Raw genomic sequence first — 25,112 nt, forward strand, 5'->3', positions numbered from 1 at the left:
GAACTGCTATGCCTGATGCAACCTTCAATGCCGACTTGCGCGGCGTGCATTACGACTTTCTCAAACAACGTGTGCCGAACTGGTTCAAGGAAGGTACGCCGCAACGCCAGGAAGAACTGGGCAAGCACGAGATGGATATTCCTGCCTGGTACCTGGCCGCCACCCACACGGACAAAACCACCCTGGCGGCGCAGCATTCGCGCTTTCGTGAAACGCTTAATTCGATTGAGGCGCACCTGGGCCAGATTGAAGACGTCCTGACATTCGCCGAGCAACCGCTGAAAGATGCGATCAAAAACGAGTTCAATCTGGAGCTGGATGTACGCAATGTGTTCTTCGTGCGCAAGTATGGCTCCAAAGGCGCTCGCGATGACTTCTACGGTGCCTTTGTTTTCGAACAACAAAATGACTCATCGCTGACCTACACATACCGCGGCATTTCATTGCTGGAAGCCGCCTTGGCCAATTTCGAGGCCGATGAAGAACAGCCCAGCGCGTGCACCGATTGCCAACTGATCACCACCTTCAACCCGCAAAACCCCAACATCATTGCGAGCTTCGCGGCGGTCAATGCCCAAGCTGTAGCAATCGCCCCCCACGCGTTCGCCAAGCTCTGCCGCACTCTGGACCTGGGCGCGCTGTACCAGGCGCATATCAAGGCGGTGGTTGAACCTGCAGACGCCGGCGAGCGCCAGGCACTGCAGCAGCTACTCGAGGAGCACCAGCGCCAGCAGCTTGCAGTGTGCATCGAGATTGCCAGGCTGCAGTTGAACGGAGCGCTGAGTGCCGATGCCTATCGAATGCTCAAGCAGGTGGTGACCGGTTCTGATATCCCCAGGCTTGGTGGGAAACCGGTGACTTATGCCGCACTTAAAGTATTCGATAGCGTGTTGGTAGGGCCGCTTTTGATCGGGCCCGATCGTCAAAATACGAGCCGCTCCGAGCCGCTGGTGGTGTACATCCCCGGTGACCCCCAGCAGCCCGTCAAGGAATATGCGTCAAGTAGCGAGTTCATGGCTGACTTGCGCACACGCCTGCACAGCGCATCGTATCGACGCTTTTTCAGCCGCTTTGTGCCGGTGCGCGACCAAGGAGGTTTTTTCGCCCGGTTCAATTGGTTGTACCAGCCTGCCAACAACGGAAATGGCGGGGCAGACTATCCGCTGCGCACACCGTTAGCGCGGTTGCCGATGCAAGACTGGGTCGTTGCCGGTGACCTGTGGCAGCGCAGTCGCCAAGCACATATCAGCAAGATTTTGAGTGATGCACGTGCCGTGGCCGTGCCCACTGAAGATGAAGACCGCAAGGCTCGGCTCGAACGTTTGGAGAGCTTTTTCGACGCGGCTGTCAGCGTGTTCAACCTGGCCGCTTTTGTAGTGCCGGGGCTGGGGCCGATCATGCTCGCGGTGGGTGCTTCGCAAATGTGCTACGAAGTGTTCGAGGGCATTGAGGCCTACGAACAGGGCGAGCCGCGCCAGATGTGGGCGCATTTCGCTTCCGTGGCGCTGAACGTTGCCTTCATCGCCGCCGGTTCCAAGGTGTTGCCTGCCGTCAAATGGCAGAGTGCGGTGGATCATCTCAAACCGGTGACGCTGCCAACAGGCAAGCAGGTGCTGTGGAACCCTGATCTTGCGCCCTATGCATCGCCCCTCAAACCTTTGCCCGAGGCCAAGCCCGATGCGTTGGGCCTGTACGAGCACGAAGGCCAACAGTTGGTGCCGTTCGACGACTCCCATTATCAGGTCAAGCAAGACCCACACACAGGTCAATACCGCATCCAGCATCCGAGCCGTCCCAATGCCTATGCGCCGGAACTGGAGCACAACCATAACGGGGTCTGGAGCCATGAACTGGAGCAACCGCTGACGTGGGACGAGCCCACGCTGCGCAAGCGCCTGGGCCTCGTCGGACAGTCCGAACCGCTACGTATCAGCGGCGTCGAGACCGATGCGTTGCGCCAGACCATGGTCGATCATGAGCCGCTGCCGCTCTTGCTGGACGACACCCTCAAGCGCCTCGAACTGCACCGGCAACTCAGCACCTTTGTCGAGCAAATCAAAAGCAGCGACCCGCTGGTGTACCAGAAAGCCGATCCTGTGCTGCAATTTGACATGCTCCAGCGCCGCGGTTTGCTGCCCGATAACGTACCGCTTAAAGTCATTGGCCCCACCGGCGATGTGCTGTGGGAAACCGCCGATGCGCCAACTTCAGTGCGCAAGCGTGTGATAGTGCTGACCGAAAGCACCGTGGCTCAGGGCCGCTTGCTCAGGGAGTTGCTGTACACCTTGCAGGGTGTCGACCCGCAGCTCAAGGAGTTCCCGGGTAGCCCCGATCAATCCCTGGACGTTCGCTGCGGCCAACTGCGCCAGTACCTCGGCGATGCCGTGCAGAGTCTCAAGGGGCCGTTGCTGGAAGAACGCTACCGAGCGCTGAACCCCGCGCCCGATGCGGATGTACAACGTGTGCTGGACGCATTCCCGTCCTTGCCGACCCTGGCGGCCGAGCGGCTGTTGCAAGGGGCTGCGGCAAACGAACTGGAGGCCTTGCGCAGCAGCGGTCGCTTGCCTGAGCGATTGGCCGAGCAAGCGAAATGGTGTGCCCAGCAAACCCGTGTGGCGCGTGCCTACGAGGGCCTGCACCTGGACACTCAGACCGGACTCGACAGCCATCGCTTGGCCGTGCGCACCCTGGAAACGTTGCCAGGATGGCACCGAGGTTCGCGGCTGGAGTTACGCCAGTATTCCCCTGAGGGCACGGTGCTCGATGCCATCGGCTCACCCGATTTCCCGCACAAGCGAACCTTGGTGCTGCTGGAGAGCGGCGAATTCCAGGCTTCCATGCCCGGCGATTTCTACAGTGCCATCTGGGAGCAACTGGCGCTCGACGAGCGTCAGCGCCTGGGCCTGGGCAGCGCCGCTGAGCTCAAGCAGGCGATTCAGCGCAGCCCTTTACCACGCACGGAGCTGCTTACGGTGCTGGAGGCCAACCCACTGCGCAAACCGGAGTATGACCCGATGGTTCGTCTGTTGGGTGGCGGGCCGGGGTTTCGTCTGTTCAGGAAAATTGGCAACGCGTTGCGCACGGACAGAGGGCGTGTACGGCAGTTGTTTCCCAGCTTCAACGAGGAGCAAATCACCGCGTTTATCCAATCCTTGGGTGATGACGTGACTGGGGGACTAGCGCGGCGGGAGGAAGAGTTTCGGGCACTGAAAAAAACCTTGAAGGTGTGGTGGCGCGCCCAAGGGCCGCAAGCCATGAATGCCTACAGCGTTCAGACAGAGCTGGTCAATCAAGTCGTGCGTTGCTGGCGGCGGGAAACCGGGGCGTCACTGAAGCTGCATTACGGCAGGGGGGAACGGTTTGATTTGCCGCCAGTGAGTGCAGATTTCAGTCATGTGCAACACCTTGCGCTGTCCGACATCAGTTGGTCGAGCAACGCGGGCAAGTTTCTCGACAACTTCAGGCATCTGGAGGGTTTGAAGATCTTCAATGGCGACGTTGCCGAATTTGCGCCTGTGATCGGGGAAATGAAAAATCTGACTTCGTTGAGCATCACCTTCAGCGGGCTTCGATTGACACCGCACAGTGCGCACTTGTTAAGCCGGCTCAGCGCGCTTGAAAACCTGGACCTGATGCATAACCCGTTAGGTACATTGCCCGACTTCAGTGGTATGCCAAACCTCACGGAGTTGAACTTGCGCGGTACGCAGATTGACCGGTGGCCTTCTGGATTAACCAGCCTGACCGGATTGAAGCGTGTCGACCTGTCGAATAACCGACTGCAGGAGGTCCCTGCGCAACACTTGACGCCGCCGGCGGATCAGCTCGAAGCGGTCGTGCGCACGAATAACGTCACCATCGTGCATGGCAACCCCTTTGCGGCCGACTATTGGCAGAAGTTCGACCAGTATTGGAAGAACCTGACGCAGAACCATCCGCGGCTCCTGCGAGGCGCCCTTGAGGACGCCTTCGACAGCGCGAATCCAAGGCTTCGGGTTATGCAGAAACTATACCCGAACAACAGCGTGCAGTTTTCCAGGGGGATGATTTGGGCGTTGGGCGAGGCCGCCGAGGCAGAGCTGGCGTCGCGTGAGCAGGCATTTGACACGCTGCTGCGTCAGTTGGAGGGCTGGCGGTTCTCCGGCGGCGGTGAGCGCCAGCGCTATGTGCGGGTTGGGCAACGTTCCACCGAGGTGGCGGCACTGAGTGATCGCGCAACGGCCCAGCAACGTATCTTGAGTTGCTGGCGCAGGGAAACCCCGCAGCAACTCACCCACGCGGGTGACCCCTTCGGTCTGGAGCTGGACCTCAGTGGCCTGAACCTGCCGAGCCTGCCTGATCTGGATGCGGATTTCAGCCATGTCGGTTCACTCAAATTGAGCAACATGAACCTCAATACGTCGCCTGAAGGTTTTCTCTCTGGCTTTCGAGGCGTGCGCTGGCTGGACCTGTCGAGTAACCGGTTGCGCGAATTGCCACCGGCGCTGGGGCAGATGCAGGGCTTGACCCGGCTGTCCCTGCAAAACAACCGGATACGCCTGACCCCCGATTCTGCAGCGATGCTGTCGTCACGCACCACGCTCAGGGCGTTGCTGCTCAATTCAAACCCACTGGGTATCACGCCGGATTTCAGTCAAATGTCGGATCTGCGTTCATTGGGCATGGGGGCAACCGGCATTGATAGCTGGCCGACGGGCTTGGGTGGCCAACCAAGCCTGGATGCGGTGTACCTCAGAGCTAACAATATTTCCACATTGCCCGATTCGCTGATAGCCCCGCCGGAAGAGCAACTGGCACAGACCCTGCGCGTCACCCGTGTGACCGATCTGGATTTGAACCCGCTGTCGGTCGAGACGCGACAACGCATAGTCGCTTACGGCAACCGGCTAAGTGCGGGAGAACGAGCCACTAACAGGCTGGTCGCCAGCGTCATGCGGGTGGCTGATCGTCCTGTGGTGTTGGCTGCCACTGATGCTCCGTTCCGGCGCTGGTCCACCGGGTTCTCCACGCAACAGGTTGCGCAGCGCAGACTTCAATGGGCCGCCCTGCAGGCCCTGCCCGGTGCGCAAGGTTTCTTCGAAGTGCTGCGTGACCTGGAAGTCGCACCAGCAGGCCATGCAGACTTGCAGCGGCGCGTGTGGGACGTGATCGATGGCATCACGCAAAACAGCGCCGAGTCCGAGCAGTTGCGCAAGGAAGTGTTTGAATGGGCGGGCCGGGCGGCCTGTTGTGATCGCGCGGCCCTGACCTTCAGCAACCTTGAGATCCTGCTGATGACCCACAACGCCAGGACCCTCGCACTGGACGCGTCCCAGGGAGCGGCGCTGCTGAAACTGTCCAGGGGGCTGTTGCGCCTGGAGGAGCTGGAGAAGATCGCACTGCAAGATATCGATCAGCGTAGAACTGCGATCCGCAAGCGCGACGACTTGACCCCCGCTCAGCGCGAGGTGGAGTTCAGCCGCTTGGAAGAGGTGGAGATTCGGCTGGCGTATCGTCATGGCCTGAAGGATCGCCTTGAGTTGCCGGGCCAGCCGCAACAGCCACGGTTCGCCCGTCTGGGTAATGTCTCCTTGGAGATGCTTAATGATGCCTATCAGCGAGTCATCAGCCTGGATAACTCCGCACAGGAGTTTCAGGCCGTGCTTTCAAGGGACTTCTGGAAAGATTATGTGGCGAACAAATACCGCGCACGGTTTGAAGTACAGAACGAGCCCCATCACCAAAAAATGGATACTTTGCGGCGTGATTTCGAGGCTGGGACGTTATCGCGCGCAGCCTACGATGCCAAGGCCGAGGAGTTGCAGGCACAGTTTGCGATTGAAGAAGCGCAGTTGATTGAAACCTTGACCCGCGATGAAGTGGCGCAGGCGTTGGTACCCACGACAACGCTTGAGGCGCTGGTGGAAAGCACCTCCGTGAACCTGCAACTTTCCCAGGCGCAAGCCATTGAATTCAATGGCAAGCAATATTTTGTCGCGAGCATGCCCGACGCGGGCGACGGTGAGTACTACGTGCTGTGGGTACAGGCGGTGGACAATCCGTTGCTGTTGACCAGCAGCGGTGTGATTGCCAAGCCTGATATCACCGGGGTCTGGAAGCGCCGGGGCCTGAGGGGCGGGATGGTACCGCAAGGTTCGGACGATGAATTTGTGGAGGCCTCGGAGTCCATGCCGGTGCGGCCATACACGGCGGGCGAACTCAGCTATATGCGCCGTGAAATCCATTTCACGGCCAATCCCAATCCGGCCGGCAGCTACGTCCGTGCCAACAACGGCAAGTATCCGCTGAGGGATTATCAGGGACGGCCTATTCGAATCAGGTCGCTGGAGAAGCAGGTGACCCAGGACTCGGGCGCCCACTACACCTCGGCGCAGATCAAGCCTTACATCCAGTTCGAGGGATATGAACAGGTCGGCGCGGGCTATGAAGCGCAACTGCAACTGCGCACGTTCACCGAACAAGACGTGAAAGTGCCGGGCGAGAAAGCGTTGATCGGCCAGTCGATGGTGGTGGCCAACCGCCGAATCGCCAAAGGCGAAATCGTCGGTGTGTACGGCGGTACCGTGCTGCCGTTCGGTATCTTCGGGCCTGGCGAACAGACCTATACCATGAAGGTGGGCAGCCAGAGGGTTGCCCACGGGAACACGCTGGTGGAAGAACCGATTCACTTGTCGGGTGACAACATCCTGTCGCGAATCAACACCCACTTTGAGTACGACGCCAACGGCACACCCCTGCGCCAGGCGTTGGGAGGCTACAACGTTGAGACCGTGGCTTTCGACGTCGAGGCCGACATGTGGCTGGGCGTGGGGCCTGACGCGCAGATCAAGCGCAAGCCATTTTTACTCAATGCCATTTTCGCTACCGAAGATATCGCCGCTGGCACCGAGTTGCGTTTGGACTACCAGTACACCGAAGACATGATAAGAGGCCGATTTGCCTGATTCTTGCGTTGCGGGTAACGCGTCTGTCGTCGTAAATAGACGCGTCCTATCTTGAAAGTCCATGTTTTGCCCCAATCTTGTGGGCATATCCAGGCGGTACACAGCCATTGCATTGATGCCGTGTATCGCCTTTAACTTATGACGCGCCCTGACATCAATACTCCAGGCTGCCAGCCATGGCGTGCCGTGTGGCGGGCTGCGCGATATCGATAACGGATGGTGATGCCCCCATGGATTTCAAAGACTACTACAAGATTCTCGGTGTCGAGCCAACGGCTGACGACAAGGAGATTAAGTCGGCTTATCGCAAGCTGGCGCGTAAATATCACCCGGACGTGAGCAAGGAAAAGGATGCCGAAGCCAAGTTCAAGGACGCGTCCGAAGCCTATGAGGCACTGAAAAGTGCTGACAAGCGCGCCGAGTACGACGAGCTGCGTAAATACGGCCAGCATGGCCAGCCGTTCCAGGGCCCTCCGGGCTGGCAGAGCCGTGGCGGCTTTGGCGGTGGCCAGGACGCGGGCGACTTCTCGGATTTCTTCAGTTCGATCTTCGGCTCGCGCGGTGACGCTTTCGGTGGCGGCCAGCGCCGTCCCGCCGGGCGCAAGGGCCAGGATGTGGAGATGCAGTTGACGGTGTCGCTGGAAGAAACCCTGTCGACCGAGTCCAAGCAGATCAGCTTCCAGGTGCCCCAGTACGATGCCTCCGGCCGGCACGTCAGCAATACCGTCAAGAGCCTGAACGTGAAGATCCCGGCCGGTGTGGCCGATGGCGAGCGCATTCGCCTCAAGGCCCAGGGTGCGCCTGGCATTGGTGGTGGGGCCAATGGCGACTTGTACCTGATCATCAAGTTTGCACCACACGCCAAGTTCGAGGTGGATGGTGAAAACCTGATCATCAACCTGCCGCTGGCGCCGTGGGAGTTGGCGCTGGGTACGGAAGTCGCGGTGCCCACGCTGACCGGCAAGATTAATCTCAAGGTGCCCGCCGGCAGCCAGAACGGCCAGCGCATGCGCGCCAAGGGCCATGGCTTGCTGAACAAGGCCGGGCAGCGCGGTTATCTGTTCATCCAGCTCAAGGCTGTCATGCCCAAGGCGGCGGATGATGAGGTCAAGGCGTTGTGGGAGGCCCTGGCGCAAAAGGCTGCGTTCAATCCGCGCGAGCAGTTCTGAACAGATCATTGATTTAGTTAGCGCCAGCCGCAAAAACGGCGTGCCTAGGATGACAACCTCTTCCAAGAAAAGGTTGTCATCCCATGCCGGACTTTCAGGTCATCGACCCCGCCACCCCGCCTCCTGGTGAGCAGGGCCAGCATTACGAACTGATCAAGCAGGCGATCCCCACTTGCCTGGTCAACAGTTCGCCCTCCCGTCGCAAGGCCCTCAAGGGCACGCCGCCGGCTATTCCCCGCTGGTATGACGCCGCTTCCCAGGCACGCAAAGATCAGCTCAAAGTGTTGCTGGACGCCCGTTGCGAGTCGCTCAACGAACTGGAGAAAACCTTCAGTCCCATACGCTCGGAGCAAGCGTTTGCCCAACCCTTGCTGGAAGCCGAGCTAAAGGCTATCGGCCACGAGCTGGACGTCAATCAAACCTGGTTGCGCCTGTATGTACCGGTCGAAGATGCCTTTGGCGTGAAGACCGGTGGCTTCAGGGTCAAAACGTTCTCCCTGCTGCACGCTGCCCTCGGCAACTTTGAGCAACGGGAGACTCGAGAGGGCTATTTCAACAGCGCCTCAGGTTTCATTACCCAACCGGACGTGCGCGATCATTTCGAGCGCCACACCACGACCCTGAAGATTCATGCGTTCACCCAGCTGTGCCGAGACCTGGACCTGGGCAAGCAGTACCAGGCTCACCTGCGGGCGCAATTGAAACCTGACGACGCCAAATCCCAAGCCGAACTGCGCGAACGTTATGTCCGGCATCAGAAAGCCGCCTTCAAGGCGGCGGCGTACCTGGCATTGCTCAAAGGCGACATTGGCGACAGCGACCACGCGCTGCTGATGCGCGTGGCGGCCGGGGAAAAACACATCCTCAGCGACGGCAAGCCCATCGGGTATCGCAGCCTGAGCCTGATGAACCTGCATGTGCACGATTGCCTGGTCATCGACACTTGCGCCAAGCCTGGCTACACCTGCTGGGTCATCGTCTATATTCCCGATGACCCCGACCATCCCATCAAGCGTTATGAAAGCTTCAATGACTTTCGCAATGATTTGACCGAGCGCCTGAGCGCGAAAACCACCCAGCAAGCTGACCGCTCCCAAGGCTGGAAGGCTACGCCGAACCAGCATTTTTTTGCCCGGTTCGTTGCCGACAAAGACCGCGCCTACTACTACAAACGACTGACCGAACTGGTGCTGGACGCACCTCCCCAGCCGTTTGGTGCACAGGCCTTGCGATCGGAGTGGGGGCGCTTGCTGACTTCTCCGTCCTTTGCCACGCCTTCGACACTGGGCGAACCCCAGCCCTACGTGCGCGTACATGCCGCTGCCCCTGAATTCAACATTCGCGCCCACACCCTGACGGACCTATGGCAAGTTGCAGACCTGTGGACCTATCGCCTGGGCAGCCTGCGTACGCGGCTGTTCGAGAACGCCCGGCATCGTGCGGTGAGCACCTCCGATGTCGATGAGGCCTCGCGTTCACTGCGCGCTGCGCATTACCTGAGTATCGGCCTGTTCGGCCTGAACCTGGTGGCCATGGCGGTGCCGCCGCTGGGTGTGGTGATGGCTGTGGCGATGGCCGGGCAACTACTTTACGAAGTCATCGACGGTGTTATCGAGCTGAGCGAAGGCGACCGCGAAGCGGGCTGGGCGCACATCACCGACGTGGTGGAAAACCTGGCGGCGCTGGCGGTACAGGCAGCCGTGGTGCACTTCACCGTGTCGCCGTTTATCGAGCAGCTCAAGGCCGTTACCCTGCCCAGTGGCAAGACTCGGCTCTGGAAACCCGACTTGTCGGCCTATGAGCACACCGCGTCCCTCCCTTCAGTGGCAGCGGATGAGCAAGGCCTGCACCGGCACAACGGCCAGACCGTGCTGCCGTTGGAGGGCAAACGCTATGCCGTGCAACAAGACCCGCTGACCGAGCAATTCCGCATCCTCCATCCCACACGTGCCGAGGCCTATCAACCGATATTGAAGAGCAACAGCGCTGGCCTCTGGAACCATGAAGTGGAACGCCCGCACACCTGGGAAGGCGCCACGTTGATGCGGCGATTGGGCCCGGTGACGGAGGGCTTCAGCGATGCCGAGTTGGAGCAGGCGCGCAGCGTGGCGGCTGTGAGTGAGGACGTGCTGCGCCGCGTGCATGTGGAAGGCGAGGCGGTACCGGCGATCCTGCTCGACACCCTGCGCCAGTTCAGGGCGTATCGCGATGCGGTGAACGTCGCCGAGGGCATTCGCCAGGGCTCGCTCAGCAGCGCACTGTGCAGCTATGCCGCATCCCTGGCGGTGGAGTTGCCGGGATGGCCAGCGAGCAAGGCGATCGAGGCATTTGCCGGCACCGAGTTGAGCGGACCGTCGATCAAATACGGTAATCAGCAGGCCGCGGGGGCGGACACCGTGCAGGTCCACCGCGCCGATTTGATGAGCGGCCAGTTGCCCATACGCATTATCGAAGCGCTCAGCGAACCTCAGCGCGATGCTCTGGTGGGCAGTTACACCGCCCGCACACCCGAGGCGAGAACCGAGGCCCTGAGATTGAAACTCGAACAAAGGGCCATCGAGGTGCGCGAGCGGTTGATGAAGAGTATCTACGTCGAGCAGCAGCCACCCTCCGACACCGCGATTATGCTGATCCAGCGCGACTTCAGTGGCGTGCCGACGATTTTGGCGCGCGAAGTGCTGGTGGACGCGACGCCGAGCGAGCGCGACACGATGAACCGCGCCAAGCGCATTCCCCTGCGCCTCGCTGAAAAGGCGCGCCGGGCGCAGCAGCAAATGCGCCTGACCCTCGCGTATGAAGGCTTGTACCTCGACGCGTTGGCCGGCCCAGACACCGAAACCCTGGCCCTGCACACACTGCCGGCACTGCCCGGCTGGTCGGACAATTTGCGCCTGGAAGTTCGCGAAGGCCGGTTTGAAGGCCCATTGCGCGCCAGCTTCGGCCCCCTGGAGGCGAGTAGTCGCAAGGTGTTGGCACGCATGGAGGATGGGCGTTACCAAGCCTTCGATGAGCGCGGCCAGCACCTGCATGGGCTCAATGGTTTCTATGGTGCTTTGCAGCATGCGTTGACCGATGCCCATCGCAACGCGATTGGCGTGCCCCACGTCGGCCAGGGTGAGCAATTGAAGGGGTTGATCAAGCAGCATGCAATAGGCCGAGTACCGTTGCGCAAAGCCTTGGGCATGTCGCCGGAAAAACTGCCTTTTTTTCGACCGCCCAGCGTGTTGCCGGGTGAGCGTCGCGGCTATCCATTGAGCGGGCGGGGTGGCACTGAGTGGGAAAAAATCACGCGCGAGCGGATCCGCAGCCTGTACCCGCAAATCACCCGGGACGAAATGCTCGCCCTGATCAACGAGCGCGGCGCGCTGGACCTGAGCTGGCTGCGTGCGTTGGAGCAAGAGTACAAGACCCTGCAGGCCACCTTGCACAACTGGTTGAGCACACCGCCCCAGGGCATGGAGGCGTTCGGTGACCAGCAACGCCAGGTGCTGAGGGCCAGGCGCAAGATTTATACGGCGCTGGATGACGCCTGGAGAAAGGTCGGCCCACGGCACTACGATCGAAATGGGCGCCTTTTGGGGCAGAAAATCGAATGGTTGGAAGACGACCTGGCACAGCAGCTCAGAACCTTGCCCGCACTGACTGCAAACTTCGACCATGTCAGCTACTTGGGCATTGTGGGAACCGAAGGCTCGCAGCTGACGGATGCGGATGTGCAGCCACTGCTCGCCAACTTTCGCGGTCTGCGTCGATTAGGGATCGAGGCTGCTCAACTGACAAGCGTGCCGTCAGCCATCGAACAGATGCCGCATTTGCAGCGGTTGCATTTGGGCGGCAACGATATTGTCCTGACGCCTGAAGACGTCCTGCGCTTGAAAGATCGGGTGCGTCTCAAGGAGTTGTTTTTGGACATGAACCCACTCGGCTTGCCACCCGATGTTGGGCGCATGCCGCGCTTACAGACCTTGCTGCTCAATGACACAAGCCTGGAGGAGTGGCCTGCCAGTGTGTTCCGTGTGCCCAGGCCGGAAAATTTCATTCTGGATATGCGGCAGAACCCGATAGCGCGGATTCCCGAGTTCGCGCCGGGCTCGGATAAGGCACTGATTGTGGCGAAAACCTTCCTCACCCGTGAAGAGCTGACGCCTGAGCTGCTTGCTCAATTCAAGCGGTACATCGAGGCCGCTGGCCGGGATCCGGATCGCCAATTGCCGAAAAGGGGCGCGCTCGACAGCGAGCAGTGGAAAACCGGTTATTCGGCGCAGGAATGGCCCTCCAGGCAAGTGTTATGGGACATGCTTGAAGGCTCGTTTGGCTCTGAGGGCTTTTTCAATCTTCTTCGTGCCGTCAGGCACTCCGGGGACTCGACAGGCAGGGGCGGCGTATGGTTGCCGGAATTGACCGCCAAAGTCTGGCGCATGCTTGAGGCGATGGGCGAAGACGCCGAATTACGCGAACACTTGTTCCTGATGGCCCGGGACCCAGCGGCCTGCGTGGACGCCGGGGCGCAGTTGTTCAATTCGATGGGCGTTGCCGTGCTGCATTGGTCAGCCTACTTCAGCGAGGATGTCGACGCCGTGCGCAGGGCCGTGTTCAACCTGGCCAGGAGGAAATGGCGCCTTGATGAGCTGGGGCGTATTGCCCATGCTCGCGTCGCCGAGTTGCAGGAGCAGGGCGCCAGGTTTCCCGAGTATGATGCCCAGGGCCTGCGCATTGAGCATTACGATGGCGCCGGTAATGTGATCGCCGATATCGACGAAGTCGAAATCTATCTGGCGTATACGGTGCCGCTGGCCACCCGGCTGGACTTGCCCTGGCAATCCAGAAGCATGATGTTTCGCGAGGACTATGTCACGGCGCCGATGGTGGAGGCGGCATTCCAGCGCGTACAGCTGCAGGATCAGGGCGCGCAGTTGCGTGACAATCTGCTGGAGCAGCCGATGTGGACTGACTTCCTGCAGCGTGCGCATCAAACTGATTACGCGCTGATTGCCGAAAAATTCGACGCCCTGATCGACTATGAGGCCGCGCAGGCACAATGGGCCGCCGCTGCCCACCTCCCCGAGAGAGCGAGGCAGGCCCTGCGTCAAACCATCAGCCAGACAGCCCGGCGCCTGGGCCGATCGGCTTCGGAAAGTGAACCGGGGCAACTGATGCCCCAGCAAGACTACGATGACACCTTTGGCCGCATCAATGCCGAGCTGATCACCTTGAACCAGACACTGACCGATCAAGCGATCAGCGCCATCCTCTAGAACAGGAAGTACCGCTGGGCCATCGGTAACACCTCGGCCGGTTCGCACCACAGCAACTGACCGTCAGCCTTGACCTGATAGGTTTGCGGGTCAACCTCGATATCCGGCAGGTAATCGTTGTGGATCAGGTCGGTTTTCTGCACATCGCGGCAACCCTTGACCACCGCGATCTGCTTCTTCAGGCCCAGGGCCTCGGGCAGTCCGGCCGCCTGCGCGGCCTGGCTGATAAACGTCAGGCTGGTGGCGTGCAGGGAGCTGCCGAAGCTGGCGAACATGGGGCGGTAATGCACCGGCTGCGGCGTCGGGATCGAGGCGTTGGCGTCGCCCATCAGGCTCGAAGCAATGGCGCCGCCCTTGAGGATCAGCGTGGGCTTGATGCCGAAAAAAGCCGGGCGCCACAGCACCAGGTCGGCCCATTTGCCGACTTCGATGGAGCCGACGATATGGCTGATGCCGTGGGTGATCGCCGGGTTGATGGTGTATTTGGCGATGTAGCGCTTGGCGCGGAAATTGTCGTTGCCGGGGCCGTCGCCGGGCAGCGGGCCACGCTGTTTTTTCATCTTGTCGGCGGTCTGCCAGGTGCGTGTGATCACCTCGCCGACGCGGCCCATGGCCTGGCTGTCGGAGCTGATCATCGAGAACGCGCCGAGGTCGTGCAGGATGTCTTCGGCGGCGATGGTTTCGCGGCGGATGCGGCTTTCGGCGAAGGCCACGTCTTCGGCAATGCTCGGGTCCAGGTGGTGACACACCATCAACATGTCCAGGTGTTCGTCGATGGTATTACGCGTGAACGGCCGCGTCGGGTTGGTGGAGCTGGGCAGCACATTGGGGAAACCGCAGGCCTTGATGATGTCCGGTGCATGGCCGCCACCGGCACCTTCGGTGTGGTACGTGTGGATGGTGCGGCCCTTGAGCGCGGCGAGGGTGGTTTCGACAAAGCCCGACTCATTGAGGGTGTCACTGTGGATCGCCACCTGCACGTCGTAGGCATCGGCGACGCTCAGGCAGTTGTCGATGCTCGCCGGCGTGGTGCCCCAGTCTTCGTGCAGCTTCAAGCCGATCGCACCGGCCTTGACCTGCTCGATCAGCGGCTCGGGCAAACTGGCGTTGCCCTTGCCGGTAAAGCCAATGTTCATCGGGAACGAATCGCTGGCCTGCAGCATCCGCGCAAGGTGCCACGGGCCGGAGGTGCAGGTGGTGGCGTTGGTGCCGGTGGCCGGCCCCGTGCCGCCGCCGATCATGGTGGTGACGCCGCTGGTCAGGGCCTCTTCGATCTGCTGCGGGCAGATGAAGTGCACATGGGAGTCGATGCCGCCCGCCGTGAGGATCATGCCTTCCCCGGCGATCACTTCGGTGCTGGCGCCGATGGCCATGGTCACACCGGGCTGGATGTCCGGGTTGCCAGCCTTGCCGATAGCGTGGATGCGGCCGTTCTTGAGGCCCACGTCAGCCTTGACGATGCCCCAGTGGTCGATGATCAGCGCGTTGGTGATCAGCGTGTCGACCACTTCATGGGCGAGCAACTGGCTCTGGCCCTGGCCGTCACGGATCACCTTGCCGCCGCCGAATTTGACCTCTTCGCCGTAGACGGTGAAGTCCTGTTCCACTTCGACGAAGAGTTCGGTGTCGGCCAGGCGCACCTTGTCACCGACGGTGGGGCCGTACATGTCGGCGTAGGCTTGGCGGGTGATTTTCATGTGTGTGCCCTGAAGAATAGGTGTTGAATGTGAAATCGCTATCGCAGGCAAGCCAGCTCCCACAGGGGGTTGCATTTCAACTGTGGGAGCTGGCTTGCCTGCGATGAGGCCCTAAAGGTCGCCCATGACTCGCCCTGCAAACCCAAATACCCGCCGCCCACCACCCAAATCCACCAACTCCACCTCCCGACGCTGCCCCGGCTCAAACCGCACCGCCGTGCCCGCCGGAATATTCAGGCGCATGCCACGGCTGGCCGCTCGGTCGAATTCCAGCGCGTCATTGGTCTCGAAAAAGTGGTAATGCGAGCCCACCTGGATCGGCCGGTCGCCGCTGTTGGCCACGCCGAGGGTGAGGGTGCGGCGGCCGACATTCAGTTCGATCTCGCCAGGCTGGATCTGATATTCACCAGGAATCATGCAGGTTGCCCCAGGGTCTTGAAGTAGATGGCGGTCGGGCTGTAGCGCCCGTCCGGGCTTTGGCAATAGTCGGGCAGCTCACCGATTTTGGTGTAGCGCAGCGACTGGTAAAAGGCTTCGGCGCCGGAGCCGGCCTCGGTGTCCAGGTACAGCAGGCCACGCTTGTGCTGGCGCGCGGCGAGTTCCAGGGTATTCATCAATTGCTGGCCCAGGCCATGGCGACGGGCGCTGCTGTGCACCAGCAACTTTTGCACCTCGGCGCGGTTCAGACCGTTGGCTTTCTGGCACAACGCCAATTGCACGCTGGCGATCACCTGCTCGTCGCGCACCACCACCCACAGCAGCAGGCTGGTGTCCTCGACACCGGCTTGCACGCCGCTCAGGTAGTCCCGGGCCTGGGCCTCATCGAAGTCGGCCATGAAGCCCACCGACGCGCCGTGCTGCACCGCGTCCAGCAACAGCTCGATCAAGCCCCGGCGGTAGTGGGCAAAACTTTCCGCATTGACTCGACGCAGTTGTGCAGCGCTCATCGATGTCACTCCTTGGGCGGTTGTGCGCCCGGGTTCAAGGTCAGTTGCATAAAGGTCAGGTCCAGCCAGCGGCCGAACTTGATGCCCACTTGCGGCATTTGCCCGGTAGTCACGAAGCCCAGGCGCTCATGCAGGCGGATCGAGGCCAGGTTGCCGCTTTCGATGGCGGCGACCATGACGTGCTTGCCGCAGCTGCGGGCGCGCTCGATCAGGGCCTGCATCAGGTGTGGGCCGAGGCCTTTGCCACGCTGGTCATTGCGCACGTATACCGAGTGTTCGACGCTGTAGCGGAAGCCTTCGAAGGGGCGCCAGTCGCCGAATGAGGCGTAGCCGGTGACTTCGTCGTTGTCCACCGCCACCAGGATCGGGTATTGCTGCGCCTGGCGCGCACTGAACCAGGCCTGGCGGTTGGCCAGGTCCACCGGTTGCTCGTTCCAGATCGCTGTGGTGTTCAACACCGCGTCGTTGTAAATGGCGCGGATTGCCGGCAGGTCGTGTTCGGTTGCATCACGAATCATGGCTGCGCCTCAGGCAATGGGCTGGTGGACGGTGACCAGCTTGGTGCCGTCGGGGAACGTGGCTTCCACCTGGATATCCGGGATCATTTCCGGGATGCCTTCCATAACCTGTTCGCGGCTGAGCAGGGTGGTGCCGTAGTGCATCAGGTCGGCCACCGTGCGGCCATCGCGGGCGCCCTCCATCAGGGCGGCGGAGATATAGGCGATGGTCTCCGGGTAGTTGAGCTTCACTCCGCGTGCCAGGCGCCGTTCGGCGACCAGGCCTGCGGTGAAGATCAGCAGTTTGTCTTTTTCCCGTGGGGTCAGGTCCATGGTTCAGGGTCCTTCATAAAATTCATTCTTAAATACATAGAAGATCCCATGTGAAGCTGATTTATGTGGGAGCTGGCTCCACAGTTTGATCTTCATGTGCTCCAGATTCTTGGTGATATCGCTTCCCTGCCGAGTACGGCCGGTCGCAAAAGCCGCCATAAATCAATCAACCACCCCCGCGCCAGCAGCGCTTCACTGGCCAGGCACCGCGCCACCAGCAAGCCGGGCAGTTGGGTCAGGTCACCGCGCACCGCGTGGGGCAGTGAGCGGCATTGTTCCAATAATTCAGGTTCGATCTCACCGGTCACCAACAATGTGGCAAACACCGGCTGCCCATCCAGCCCGATAGGCGAATCCAGCAACCCATCGGCGCCCACAATGCGCTGGCGCTCATGCCAGAGCAACTGGCCGTCGCGGCGAATGTCCAAGTGCGATTGGAAATGGCCCAGGTCGAACCGTTCGCCACTGGCCGGGCGCCCCAGGGCGACCACATCCCAATAGAACAACCGTGCATCGCCCAACAGCTCGATTCGCGTGGTGAGTTCGGCCTGGGCCGCGCTGAACACGATGGTTTCCTGAGGCAGCCATTCCAGGGTCGCGCCGGCTTCCACAGTCAGTTCAAGTTGCTGATACGCCGGGCCGCTGGCGCGGTACCACTTGGCGGCGCCGGGGCTGGTCAGTTGTGCCCAGGCACCCGTGCCCACATGGGCGCTGATGTCCAGGCGATCGCCACCGGCAATCCCGCCGGGAGGGTGCACGATGATGTGCTGGCACACCTCAGGGCCTTCGGCGTACAAGTGTTTTTGCACGCGCAGCGGGCCAAGGTGGCGGCGCAATACCGGGCGTGTGGTGTCTTTGACACGCGCGTAGCCGAGTTCCAGCTCGGCGTGCCAGCTGGGCGTGAACAGGGCAGGGGTAATGGGCAGGTTCATGGCGTGTGCTTATCGTTAGGAGGCTACAGATTAGATGGTTACCAGCCCACGCACACCCTCGCTTTCCATATTTTCACCACGGCCCTGCTGCACGATTTCGCCACGGGACATCACCAGGTACTGGTCAGCCAGTTCAGCGGCAAAGTCATAGAACTGCTCCACCAACAGGATCGCCATGTCGCCGCGCTCCGCGAGCTTCTTGATCACCGCGCCGATTTCCTTGATGACCGACGGCTGGATGCCTTCGGTGGGCTCATCGAGAATCAACAGGCGCGGGCGGCTCGCCAGGGCGCGGCCAATCGCCAACTGTTGTTGTTGGCCCCCGGATAAATCGCCGCCGCGGCGGTGCTTCATTTGCAGCAATACCGGGAACAGTTCGTAGATGAAGGCTGGCACCTCTTTGGCTTCGGCGCCGGGGAAGCGCGACAGCCCCATCAGCAGGTTTTCCTCCACGGTCAGCCGCGCAAAAATCTCGCGGCCCTGGGGCACGTAGGCGATGCCGGCATGTACGCGCTGGTGCGGCTTGAAGCCGGTGATGGCCTTGCCTTCCCAGTTCACCGCGCCTTCCTTGGCTGGCAGCAGACCCATCAGGCACTTGAGCAGGGTGGTCTTGCCCACGCCGTTACGCCCGAGCAGGCAGGTGACTTCGCCGACCTTCACGTCGAAGGACAGCCCGCGCAGAATATGGCTACCGCCGTAATACTGGTGCAGCTTGTCGACTTGCAGCATTCTCAAAACCTCCTCAATCCCCCTGCGGGAACCGGATCAACTGTGGGAGCTGGCTTGCCTGCGATGCAGGCGACCCGGTGTGTCAGGTAAACCGCTATCGCAGGCAAGCCAGCTCCCACATACAGCCGTTCGTGTCAGCGTTAGCGGCCGAGGTAAACCTCGATCACCCGCTCATTTTCCTGCACCTGTTCCAGCGACCCTTCGGCCAGCACGCTGCCCTGGTGCAACACAGTCACATGGTCGGCAATCGAGCCGACAAACCCCATGTCGTGTTCCACCACCATCAACGAGTGCTTGCCGGCCAGGCGCTTGAACAGTTCGGCGGTGAACTCGGTCTCGGCGTCGGTCATGCCCGCCACTGGTTCATCGAGCAGCAACAGTTGCGGGTCTTGCATCAGCAACATGCCGATTTCCAGGAACTGCTTCTGGCCGTGGGACAGCAAACCGGCTGGGCGATGCACCGAGGCGGTGAGGCGGATGGTGTCGAGCACTTCCTCGATGCGGTCTTTTTGCTCGCCGTTGAGGCGCGCTCGCAAGCTGGCCCACACCGACTTGTCGGTCTTCTGCGCCAGCTCCAGGTTTTCGAACACGCTGAGGGCTTCGAACACCGTGGGCTTCTGGAATTTGCGCCCGATGCCGGCCTGGGCGATTTGCACTTCGCTCATGCGCGTCAGGTCCAGGGTTTCGCCAAACCAGGCCTTGCCGTGGCTGGGCCGGGTCTTGCCGGTGATCACGTCCATCAGCGTGGTCTTGCCCGCGCCGTTGGGGCCGATGATGCAGCGCAATTCGCCAACGCCGATGTACAGGTTCAGGTCGTTGAGGGCCTTGAAACCGTCAAAGCTGACGCTGATATCTTCCAGGGTCAGAATGGTACCGTGGCGGGTGTTGAGCCCTTTGCCCGCGACCTGGCCGATGCCAATCGCATCGCGGCCGCTGCCTGCGTCGAAAATAGGTTCAAGCATGACGTTCCTCATTTCTTCAGCAGGCCGATAACGCCCTTGGGCAGGTACAGGGTGACGATAATGAACAGCGCCCCCAGGAAGAACAGCCAGTACTCGGGGAAGGCCACGGTGAACCAACTCTTCATGCCATTGACCACACCGGCGCCGAGCAGCGGCCCGATCAGCGTGCCACGCCCGCCCAGCGCTACCCACACGGCGGCTTCGATGGAGTTGGTCGGTGACATTTCGCTGGGGTTGATGATGCCCACTTGCGGCACATACAGCGCACCGGCAAGGCCGCACAACACTGCGCTCAAGACCCACACGAACAGCTTGAAACCGCGTGGGTCGTAACCGCAGAACATCAGGCGGTTCTCGGCATCGCGCAGGGCGGTGAGCACGCGCCCGAACTTGCTCTTCGCCAGGCGCCAGCCGATGTAGAGGCTGGCCACCAGCAACAACACCGTGGCGAAAAACAACACCGCCCGCGTGCCCGGTTCAGTGATGCCAAAACCTAAGATGCTGCGGAAGTTGGTAAAGCCGTTGTTGCCGCCGAACCCGGTCTCGTTGCGAAAGAACAACAGCATCCCCGCGAACGTCAGGGCCTGGGTCATGATCGAGAAATACACGCCCTTGATTCGCGAGCGGAAGGCGAAGAAACCGAACACCAACGCCAGCACCCCGGGGGCCAGTACCACCAGGCACAACGCCCACAGGAAGTGGTCGGTGCCGGCCCAGTACCAGGGCAATTCGGTCCAGGACAAAAAGGTCATGAACGCCGGCAACTCGCTGCCTGCCGCCTGGCGCATCAAGTACATGCCCATGGCGTAGCCGCCCAGGGCGAAGAACAAACCGTGGCCCAGGGACAACATCCCGGCGTAACCCCACACCAGGTCCAGCGCCAGGGCGACGATGGCGTAACAGAGAATCTTGCCCACCAGGGTCAAGGTGTAGGCCGACACATGCAGCGGGTTGTCGGCAGACAAGAGCGAGCACAGGGGCAACGCCAGCAGCAGGAGCAGGATGACTGCACCGACTGCAATCGTGACCTTGGGGCCGGCCTTTTGCGTGGCCGTAAGCATCAATGGCTGGTTCATCAGTCGATCACCCGTCCTTTCAGTGCGAAGAGTCCTTGCGGGCGTTTCTGGATAAACAGAATGATCAGCGCGAGGATCAGGATCTTGCCGAGCACGGCGCCGATCTGGGGTTCGAGGATCTTGTTGGCGATCCCCAGGCCAAAGGCGGCCATGACACTGCCGGCCAACTGGCCGACGCCGCCGAGCACCACCACCAGGAACGAGTCGATGATGTAGCTCTGGCCCAGGTCCGGGCCGACGTTGCCGATCTGGCTCAGCGCCACGCCGCCCAAACCTGCGATACCGGAGCCGAGGCCAAAGGCGAGCATGTCCACGCGCCCGGTGGGCACGCCGCAGCAGGCGGCCATGTTGCGGTTCTGGGTGACGGCGCGCACGTTCAGACCCAGGCGCGTCTTGTTCAGCAGCAGCCAGGTGAGCACCACCACGAACAGCGCAAAGGCGATGATCACGATGCGGTTGTACGGCAGCACCAGGTTGGGCAGTACCTGGATGCCGCCAGACAGCCAGGCCGGGTTCGACACTTCGACGTTCTGCGCGCCGAACACCAGGCGCACCAGCTGGATCAGCATCAGGCTGATGCCCCAGGTGGCGAGCAGGGTTTCCAGTGGGCGGCCATACAAGTGACGGATGACTGTGCGTTCCAGCGCCATGCCGATGGCCGCGGTGACAAAAAACGCCACCGGCAACGCGATCAACGGGTAGAACTCGATGGCCTGGGGCACATAGCGCTGCATCATCAACTGCACCACATAGGTGGAGTAGGCGCCGAGCATCAGCATCTCGCCGTGAGCCATGTTGATCACGCCGAGCAGGCCGAAGGTGATCGCCAGGCCCAGGGCCGCCAACAGCAGGATCGAGCCCAGGGACATGCCGCTGAACGCCTGGCCGAGGATTTCACCCATCATCAGTTTGCGTTTGACCTGGGCCAGGCTGGTTTCAGCGGCGGTGTGCACGGCGGCGTCGGCTTCCACGCCTGGCGCCAGCAGCGCTTCAAGGCGCGTGCGGGCCAGCGGGTCGCCGGTGCTGCCGAGCAAGCGCACGGCTGCCAGGCGCACCACCGGGTCGGGGTCGACCAATTGCAGGTTGGCCAGGGCCAGGCTCAGGGCGCTGTGCACCTGCTCATCCGTTTCGGCGGCGACCTGCTGGTCGAGGAATTTAAGTTGTGCAGGCACCGCGCTTTTTTGCAGGGTGCGCGCTGCGTCCAGGCGCACCTTGGGGTCGGCGGCGAGCAGTTGCTGGCTGGCTTGCACGTTATTGATCAAGCCGCGCAGGCGGTTGTTCAGGCGCACGGTCTTGGTTTCGCCGTTGAGCATGAGTTGACCTTGCTCAAGGGCGTCCACCAACTCGATACGCGTTGGGTCGGGGTGGGCGGCCCAGTCCTGCAGGAGTTTGGCTTGCTGCACCGGGTTGGCGGCAAGGAAGTCTTCGGCGTCGCTGGCGTGTGCGCCAAAGGGCAGCACCAGCAGCACGGCGAGGATGAGGCGGTGGAGGGCAGTGGGCATAGCAAAATGTCCTGATCATGCGGGGACAGTGTGGGAGCAGGCTGTGTGGGGGCTGGCTTGCCTGCGATGGCATCGCTGCGGTGTGTCAGGCACACCGAGTTGTTTGCATCGCAGGCAAGCCAGCTCCCACAGTGACCATGTCCCACATTCGAGCTGTGGGGGCGTTAGTTGCTCTTCACGGCATAGTCCGGCTTTTTGTCATTGCCCGGGATGTAGGGGCTCCACGGCTGTGCACGAATCGGCGCTTCGGTCTGCCACACCACCGAGAACTGCCCGTCGGCCTGGATCTCACCGATCATCACCGGCTTGTGCAGGTGGTGGTTGGTCTTGTCCATGGTCAGGGTGAAGCCCGACGGCGCGGCGAAGGTCTGGCCGCCCAGGGCTTCACGCACTTTGTCGACGTCGGTGGACTTGGCTTTTTCCGCCGCCTGCGCCCACATATGGATGCCCACATAGGTGGCTTCCATCGGGTCGTTGGTCACGGCTTTGTCGGCGCCCGGCAGGTTGTGTTTCTTGGCGTAGGCTTTCCAGTCGGCCACGAACTTCTGGTTCACCGGGTTTTCCACCGACTGGAAGTAGTTCCAGGCCGCGAGGTTGCCCACCAACGGCTTGGTGTCGATGCCACGCAGTTCTTCTTCACCCACCGAGAACGCCACCACCGGTACCTCGGTGGCTTTCAAGCCTTGGTTGGCCAGTTCTTTGTAGAACGGCACGTTGGAGTCGCCATTGACGGTGGAGACCACAGCCGTCTTGCCACCGGCGGAGAACTTCTTGATGTTGGCGACGATGGTCTGGTAATCGGCGTGGCCGAACGGGGTGTAGACCTCTTCGATGTCTTTATCCGCCACGCCTTTGGAATGCAGGAACGAGCGCAGGATCTTGTTGGTGGTGCGCGGGTACACATAGTCGGTGCCGAGCAGGAAGAAACGCTTGGCGCTGCCGCCTTCTTCGCTCATCAGGTATTCCACCGCCGGGATCGCCTGCTGGTTCGGCGCCGCACCGGTATAGAACACGTTGGGCGACATCTCTTCACCTTCGTACTGCACCGGGTAGAACAGCAAACCGTTGAGTTCTTCAAACACCGGCAACACCGATTTACGCGACACTGAGGTCCAGCAGCCGAACACCACGGCGACCTTGTCCTGGGTCAGCAGTTGGCGGCCTTTCTCGGCGAACAGCGGCCAGTTGGACGCTGGGTCTACCACCACCGGTTCGAGCATCTTGCCGTTCACCCCGCCTTTGGCGTTGATCTCGTCGATGGTCATCAGCGCCATGTCTTTGAGCGAGGTTTCGGAGATCGCCATGGTCCCGGACAACGAGTGCAGGATGCCGACCTTGATGGTCTCGGCGGCCTGGACGGTCCAGGTCAAACCCATGGCGGCAATGGATGCCGACAAAGTGAAAGCCTTGATCAAGCTGCGACGCTTCATGGTGCGATCTCCGTGTACCGATAATTGTTGTGGGGCAGATACACAGGGCTTTGCAAGGGCTGTGCCTGCTACGCCAGACACGGGTTTACCGGCGGGTTCGGGAGGTAAAGCCGCTCCGTGGCGCACCAGGTTGGCGCCACGGAGGCCGTTGGGTGCACGGCAGGCTTCAAAAGAGGGCGTTGGGCGACAATGCTTCAGGCGTTTGCGCTAATGCGTGACAGCAGCAAGCGATCCAGCGCCCACACCAGGACCAACGAAGCCCCTACCAACGGGAAAATGATCGCCAGCCCGAGCATGATCGCCATCGCGGTTTTCCACTTGGGCAGGTCGTGGCGCAGCGGCGGTACACCCAGTCCACCCTGGGGCCGGCGCTTCCACCAGATCACCACGCCGCTGACCGCACTGAGCAGAATCATCAGGCAGATCACCAGCACGATCAGTTGGTTGACCCAGCCGAACATCTTGCCTTCGTGCAGCATCACGCCGGTCTCGGTGGCGCGTGCGACCAGGTTGTAATGATCCCAGCGTACATCGGCCAGGACCTTGCCGGTGTACTGGTCCACGTGCAGGGTGGCGTCGTTGCGCGGGTCGTCGGCGAACACCGCGACGGTGAATACACCGGTGGCAGTGGTGGGGAAGGTGATGCTGTAGCCGGGTTCGACCTTGCGTGCGTTGGCCAGGTCGACCACCTGTTGCAGGCGCACCGTGGGTGCGGCCGGACCTGTGTGCATTGCGCCGTGATTCATATGCTCGGCGTGGTCGCCGGACATTGGCATCGGCGTGTTTTCCAGGGCCCAGGGCACGGTTTGCTGGGTGGCCGTGTTGAGCACACGGGCCTGCTGGTCGGACTGCGGCACGCTGTTCCACATCGCGGCTGGGAAGGTGTTCCACAGGTCGGCGTATTGCTTGCCCCAGAAGCCGGTCCAGGTCATGCCGCTGAGCAGCATCACCAGCAGGAACGCCGCGCCCCAGAACCCGGCGACAGCGTGCAGGTCGCGCCAGAACAAGCGGCCACGGCTGCCGAAGCGCGGCCATAACACGCCGGCCGAGGACTTGCCCCGCGGCCACCACAGGTACAGGCCGGACACCACCAGCATCACGCCCCAGCCAGCGGCCAATTCGATCAGGCGATCGCCCACGGTGCCGATCATCAGTTCGCCGTGCAGGGCGCGGACGATGGCTTGCAGGTTGTTGTTTGCGTCCTGCTCACCGAGGACGGTGCCGCGATAGGGGTCGATGAACACCGTCACTTCGTGGGCATCGTTGCGCGTCACGAACTGCGCGCTGCGAGTGGCGTCGGCAGGGGGCAGGTATTTGCTGATCGCGGCGTGGGGGTAGGCGGCCTGGACGCGCTGCAGTTGCTCGTCGGCGCTCAGCGCGTGTTCGGCGGCGGGCACGGTGAGCAGATGGCCGTACATCAGCGGGTCGAGCTGGGGTTTGAACAGGTAGATGATGCCGGTGAGGGCCAGCAGCACCATGAAGGGGGCGACGAAGAGGCCGGCGTAGAAGTGCCAGCGCCAGGCCAGGTTGTAGAAGGAAATTTTTTGTGTGGTCATCGGCTGCTCCGCATAAGGCTTTTGATTTTTCTTGGTCTGTTACACCGTCATCGCAGGCAAGCCAGCTCCCACAGGGGACTGTA

The 25,112-nt window shown here is 61.4% G+C and carries 15 protein-coding genes; 3 read left to right on the forward strand and 12 right to left on the reverse strand.

Features of this window, described 5'->3' with window-relative positions:
- The first annotated feature begins 8 nt into the window (after positions 1-8).
- The 3 genes from JMV15_RS13705 (at position 9) to JMV15_RS13715 (ending at position 13,368) form a co-directional block, all read left to right on the forward strand.
- The gene (locus JMV15_RS13705) at positions 9-6,944 is read left to right on the forward strand and encodes a dermonecrotic toxin domain-containing protein (protein WP_201491593.1); all 6,936 of its coding nucleotides are present in this window, start codon (positions 9-11) and stop codon (positions 6,942-6,944) included.
- A gap of 230 nt (positions 6,945-7,174) precedes the next feature.
- On the forward strand, positions 7,175-8,113 hold the full coding sequence (locus JMV15_RS13710; protein WP_014716703.1) for a DnaJ C-terminal domain-containing protein: 939 nt from the start codon (positions 7,175-7,177) through the stop codon (positions 8,111-8,113).
- Between the two features lie 83 nt (positions 8,114-8,196).
- Positions 8,197-13,368: a dermonecrotic toxin domain-containing protein gene (locus JMV15_RS13715; RefSeq protein ID WP_201491595.1), complete on the forward strand. Its 5,172-nt coding sequence runs from the start codon at positions 8,197-8,199 to the stop codon at positions 13,366-13,368.
- On the opposite strand, the gene ureC is transcribed toward JMV15_RS13715, so the two are convergent.
- The 12 genes from ureC to JMV15_RS13775 form a co-directional block, all read right to left on the reverse strand.
- The gene (gene ureC / locus JMV15_RS13720; RefSeq protein WP_020301612.1) at positions 13,365-15,065 is read right to left on the reverse strand and encodes an urease subunit alpha; all 1,701 of its coding nucleotides are present in this window, start codon (positions 15,063-15,065) and stop codon (positions 13,365-13,367) included. The genes JMV15_RS13715 and ureC overlap by 4 nt on opposite strands.
- A gap of 111 nt (positions 15,066-15,176) precedes the next feature.
- Positions 15,177-15,482 carry an urease subunit beta gene (locus tag JMV15_RS13725; RefSeq protein ID WP_003188134.1) on the reverse strand — a complete coding sequence of 102 codons (306 nt, stop codon included), beginning with the start codon at positions 15,480-15,482 and terminating at the stop codon, positions 15,177-15,179.
- Positions 15,479-16,012, reverse strand: a complete 534-nt coding sequence (locus JMV15_RS13730; RefSeq protein WP_020301611.1) for a GNAT family N-acetyltransferase — start codon at positions 16,010-16,012, stop codon at positions 15,479-15,481. Before JMV15_RS13730 ends, JMV15_RS13725 begins: the two co-directional genes overlap by 4 nt.
- Before the next feature lie 5 nt (positions 16,013-16,017).
- Positions 16,018-16,530: a GNAT family N-acetyltransferase gene (locus tag JMV15_RS13735; protein ID WP_019818288.1), complete on the reverse strand. Its 513-nt coding sequence runs from the start codon at positions 16,528-16,530 to the stop codon at positions 16,018-16,020.
- A gap of 9 nt (positions 16,531-16,539) precedes the next feature.
- A complete protein-coding gene (ureA, locus tag JMV15_RS13740) occupies positions 16,540-16,842 on the reverse strand; it encodes an urease subunit gamma (protein ID WP_003171437.1) in 303 nt (100 codons plus the stop codon).
- Positions 16,843-16,934: 92 nt separating this feature from the next.
- A complete protein-coding gene (locus JMV15_RS13745; RefSeq protein WP_014716708.1) occupies positions 16,935-17,774 on the reverse strand; it encodes an urease accessory protein UreD in 840 nt (279 codons plus the stop codon).
- Between the two features lie 30 nt (positions 17,775-17,804).
- A complete protein-coding gene (urtE, locus tag JMV15_RS13750) occupies positions 17,805-18,503 on the reverse strand; it encodes an urea ABC transporter ATP-binding subunit UrtE (protein WP_034134779.1) in 699 nt (232 codons plus the stop codon).
- A gap of 140 nt (positions 18,504-18,643) precedes the next feature.
- On the reverse strand, positions 18,644-19,477 hold the full coding sequence (urtD, locus tag JMV15_RS13755) for an urea ABC transporter ATP-binding protein UrtD (protein ID WP_014716710.1): 834 nt from the start codon (positions 19,475-19,477) through the stop codon (positions 18,644-18,646).
- Entirely contained in the window at positions 19,474-20,541 is a 1,068-nt protein-coding gene (gene urtC / locus JMV15_RS13760) for an urea ABC transporter permease subunit UrtC (protein WP_034126400.1), read from the reverse strand. The genes urtD and urtC overlap by 4 nt, the downstream gene beginning before the upstream one ends.
- Positions 20,541-22,043 (reverse strand): urea ABC transporter permease subunit UrtB, encoded by a 1,503-nt coding sequence (gene urtB / locus JMV15_RS13765; protein ID WP_032904025.1) that lies wholly within the window; start codon positions 22,041-22,043, stop codon positions 20,541-20,543. Before urtB ends, urtC begins: the two co-directional genes overlap by 1 nt.
- Positions 22,044-22,207: 164 nt before the next feature.
- On the reverse strand, positions 22,208-23,473 hold the full coding sequence (gene urtA, locus JMV15_RS13770) for an urea ABC transporter substrate-binding protein (protein ID WP_003188149.1): 1,266 nt from the start codon (positions 23,471-23,473) through the stop codon (positions 22,208-22,210).
- 194 nt (positions 23,474-23,667) lie between these two features.
- Positions 23,668-25,029: a PepSY-associated TM helix domain-containing protein gene (locus JMV15_RS13775; protein ID WP_038448701.1), complete on the reverse strand. Its 1,362-nt coding sequence runs from the start codon at positions 25,027-25,029 to the stop codon at positions 23,668-23,670.
- Positions 25,030-25,112: the final 83 nt, after the last annotated feature.

The sequence above is a fragment of the Pseudomonas paracarnis genome, assembly GCF_904063055.1.
GTDB classification, from domain to species: Bacteria; Pseudomonadota; Gammaproteobacteria; order Pseudomonadales; family Pseudomonadaceae; genus Aquipseudomonas; species Aquipseudomonas paracarnis.